Source organism: Paraburkholderia sp. UYCP14C, from assembly GCF_004197395.1.
GTDB lineage: Bacteria > Pseudomonadota > Gammaproteobacteria > Burkholderiales > Burkholderiaceae > Paraburkholderia.
The window spans coordinates 1-3,802 of record NZ_SELS01000173.1; the positions used below are offsets into that span (position 1 = coordinate 1).

The following is a 3,802-nucleotide window of genomic DNA, read 5'->3' on the forward strand; positions in this document are numbered from 1 at the left end:
GGCGACATCCACAGAGTGTCCAACACGTATGATGATCGCGTCTCAATCAGCGTTCACGTCTACGGCGGGAACATCGGCCGGATCTCGCGGCATGTCTTCGACCCTCAGACGAGCATGCGCAAACCTTTCATCTCCGGTTACTCCAACGAGGCCGAAATCTCCGCGTAGCCAGCCAACAGATGCGTTGGCTCGATTTATCCCAAGGGTGATCCAGTCCTGATGTCTACTTCAAGAATCAACGCCGACGTTGTTCGTCTGGCCACTGCGCAAGCCTTGGCGGGAGCCAACTCCACTGTCGTCTATGCCACCGCCGCCATCATCGGCCACATGCTTGCCCCGACGCCGTCGCTCGCGACATTGCCTGTATCCATCTTCGTTGTCGGCATGGCCGCCGCCACGCTCCCAATTGGCGTAATGACAAGGCGATACGGTCGGAAAGCTGCTGCGCTCTTTGGCAATGCCTGTGGCGTCATCGTCGGACTGTTAGCAGCGCTTGCGCTGGTCATTCAGTCGTTCAGCCTGTTCTGCGTCGCGATGCTGTCTGGTGGCGCGTACGCCGCCGCGGTGCTGACGTTCCGGTTTGCAGCTGCGGAATGCGTGCCAGCAGAGAGTCGGGCCCGCGCCATGTCGACCGTGCTGGCCGGGGGCATTGCCGCCGGCGTACTGGGGCCGCAGCTGGTTACCGTCACCATGAATCTGTGGTCACCGCATGCGTACGCGGTAACCTACCTGAGCTCCGCCGGCGCTGCGGTGCTCTCAGGCATCGTGCTGATGGGCGTGCGGTTTGAGCACCAGCCTCCAGTCTCCGTCCACGCACAGGGCCGGCCCAGCTCTGCCATCGTACGGCAGCCGCGCTTCGTAGTCGCCATGCTCTGCGGCGTCGTGAGCTACATGATGATGAACTTCATGATGACGTCAGCGCCGCTTGCCATGGAGTTGTGCGGTATCCCGCGCGTGCACTCCAATTATGGCATCGAGATCCACGTGATCGCCATGTATTTGCCGAGCTTCTTTACGGGACGGCTGATTGCGCGCGTTGGTGCGCCGACTGTCATCCTGGCGGGGTTGGCGTTGATTGCGCTGGCCTCCGTCACGGGCATGACCGGCTTGTCGGTGGATCACTTCTGGGTAGCGCTCATGCTGCTCGGTCTGGGTTGGAACTTCGGGTTCCTGGGCGCTTCCGCCCTGGTATTAGCATGTCACGCGCCGGCGGAAGGCCCTCGCGTGCAGTCCATTTACGACTTCGTAGTGTTCGGTGCCATGGTCGTCGGCTCGTTCGCGTCAGGCGGTCTGCTGGCGAGCTACGGATGGGACGTGCTATGTGCTCTCATGTTGCTCCCGGTGTTGATAGCAGTCACCGGCCTCTTCTGGCTGCGGTGGCGGCAGCCGCGAACCGGCCCACTGGCGCACCGCAGTTGACCTCATCACCTTTTGGTCTCACCTGGCATCCGGAATGACCCGAGCGGAGGTGTGTGGAGTTCTCGCGGCGACGCCCGATATACGGGCGAACCCGCGTGAAGCTGAGCAGGTGCGGCTGATAAAGAGCGTCGGCTTCAGATTGATGACTTCCGTTTCCGTCACTCACATCGGTGCGGCGACCACGACCGGCTCAGGTAACGTCTTTGACGGCCGCGTGCAGTGCATCCATGAATACATCCAGATCCGCTTCGTTCATGTAGATATGCGGCGACACACGCAGACCTTCCAGCTGGCCAACGCGCCGGTATTTAACATGAACGGAGAATGATTGCCTCAAAGTGCGTTCGAGGCGCGCGGCATCGATGCCGTCGACAGAAAACAGGCTCACCGCGCCGAGCGTATTGGCCTCGAGCGGCGTGTGAATGCGCAAGCCATCAATGTCAGCGGCGCGCCGCGTCCAGTAGCGGGTGAGCGCCCTTAACCTTGCATGAATATTCCCGACACCGATCGCCTGATGAAAACGGATCGCCGGTTCGATGCCTGCCTGCAACGCCGAGTTGTAGGTGCCGAGGTTCCAGTGATCGAACTTGTCCACCGTGTCGGGCGTGGCATCGAACGGAGCGAGCAAAGGCCAGGTTTCGCGCAGATGTCGTCGATTGACGATCAGCATGCCGTTGCCGACGGGCGCGCCGAGCCATTTGTGCAGGCTCGTCACGAAGAAATCGCAGCCCAACTCGCGAAAGCTGATGGGCATTTGCGCGAAAGATTGCGCTGCGTCGACGATGGTAATAATGCCGCGCTCCCGCGCGAGCGCACACAGCCGCGCGACTGGTAGCACTCGGCCTGTCCAGTGGAGCATATGGGTGAGGTGCAGCACGCGCGTGGCGGGGCGGATCGCGGACGAATACGCGGCGACGATCTCTTCATCGCTTGCCAGTACATCGAAGGCCACCGTGTCGACGACGATGCCCTCGCGTGCCTGGCGCTGTTGCCAGCCGCCAAGTGCGCTCGGATAGTCCCACGGCGACACGAGCACACGATCGTCAGTCGATAAGGCGATGCCAAAAATTGCAACGCTCAGTCCTTCACTCGCGTTCCGGTTGAGCGCGATCTCCTCTGCGTCGCAATCGGCGAGTGTCGCCAACTGCCGCTTGATGTCCGGAAGCGTCGCGTCAAGGCCTGTCCACATGTTAACGTCAGGATTTTTGCTGACGAAGCGGTAGGCGTCGATGACCGCCTGTTCGACGACGAGAGGCGGCGGGCTCACCGCTGCATTGTTCAGATTGAGCAGCGGATGCTGCCCGGGATACGCCTCGCGCACCTGTGCCCAGTCCACGCCGGCGTTCATTTCGCATGTAGTACCTGCAAGCATGTTTCTGGTCCTGTTCTGATTTCGGCGGGTCGCATCTGCAAAGCCGAAGCTAATTTACCGTGTACAAGGCCGCCTGGGCCGTTGTTCAGGCAGACCAAACCGCACGGATGATGGGATTTTCCCAGCACAGGCAGAATATTGTGCCGCGCTACCGTCAGCGTCTCCGAACCCGCTGTCGCGCCTTTCGTCCAAGTGTCTACCCTTCACCAGATGTTCGCGACACAGCTCGAACAGACGCGAATCGGTTGGATGAGCGACCGCCTTTTTGCATAACCGTCGTGTCAACGATAACGCGCTTTGCGCTTGAGGCCTTGATCACGCCCGCGCGCTTCGCCGCTTCGATCGGCTCGGCCAGCAGCTCTTCAACGCCGGCCTCACCCAGGCGCTTGCGTCAGCGCGTCAGACTCGACGGACCGATCGGCGACTCGGTCTGCAAAAATGTTTCGCCAGTGAAAGACCTGCCTATGCGGGTTTTCCACCCATTGCCAGACCACTTCCTCGTCCAACAGATCGAACGCATGCTGGAGATACAACAAACCAGCAATCAACCCCGGTGATGTGGCTGGCCGACCTCCTCAGCCGTCTATAGCTCAGGAAAACGATTGCGAAATGCCTGCTGGGTGAGGATTGGCCTGTATGCCCTGTCAACGCTTTGTGACCGTCGAAAGTTTTATGCGATTCACCAGACTGGCCCCAGATCCTCTACGGGCTGGCGACCTTATAACCGCTTCAACGCTTACGTACGGGCAGGATATTCAGTCATGTCGCTGACGAATTCGAACTGCTTCGGCGAATGAACATTTGCTCTCGGGGCCCCCGACTTCGCACCCCAGTAATAGACAACAAGGGCGACAATACATACGATCATAAAATCGTAGGGATGAGGAATTATTCCAATGCCGCCAAATGGTCCAAGATATGAGGCGATCAGGGTCATCAGATAGTAAGTCACGAGCCACAAAGAACTACGAATTTGCTGCCCGAACGTCAGCATGCCAACTGCCCTCTTCC

Annotated in this window: 2 protein-coding genes and 3 pseudogenes; 2 read left to right on the forward strand and 3 right to left on the reverse strand. The window is 59.7% G+C overall.

Translation table 11 applies throughout. The features are described 5' to 3' along the window. Positions 1-168 (forward strand): annotated as a pseudogene (locus EVC45_RS47455) (cysteine dioxygenase); the annotation flags it as partial. Positions 169-219: 51 nt separating this feature from the next. Next, positions 220-1,419, forward strand: a complete 1,200-nt coding sequence (locus EVC45_RS43775) for an MFS transporter (RefSeq protein WP_129964253.1) — start codon at positions 220-222, stop codon at positions 1,417-1,419. Between the two features lie 190 nt (positions 1,420-1,609). On the opposite strand, the gene EVC45_RS43780 is transcribed toward EVC45_RS43775, so the two are convergent. The 3 genes and pseudogenes from EVC45_RS43780 to EVC45_RS46390 all read right to left on the reverse strand — a co-directional run. Further along, positions 1,610-2,791, reverse strand: a complete 1,182-nt coding sequence (locus EVC45_RS43780) for an aminotransferase class V-fold PLP-dependent enzyme (protein WP_129964254.1) — start codon at positions 2,789-2,791, stop codon at positions 1,610-1,612. A 201-nt stretch (positions 2,792-2,992) separates the two neighbouring features. Further along, positions 2,993-3,363, reverse strand: a pseudogene (locus EVC45_RS43785) (transposase); the annotation flags it as partial. 164 nt (positions 3,364-3,527) lie between these two features. Next, a pseudogene (locus tag EVC45_RS46390) lies at positions 3,528-3,802 on the reverse strand (hypothetical protein); the annotation flags it as partial.

What these genes read in the sequence shown, in the direction of transcription:
- EVC45_RS43775 (WP_129964253.1), top strand. Translation starts at nt 220, where the DNA reads ATGTCTACTTCAAGAATCAACGCCGACGTTGTTCGTCTGGCCACTGCG.
- EVC45_RS43780 (WP_129964254.1), bottom strand. Translation starts at nt 2,791, where the DNA reads ATGCTTGCAGGTACTACATGCGAAATGAACGCCGGCGTGGACTGGGCA.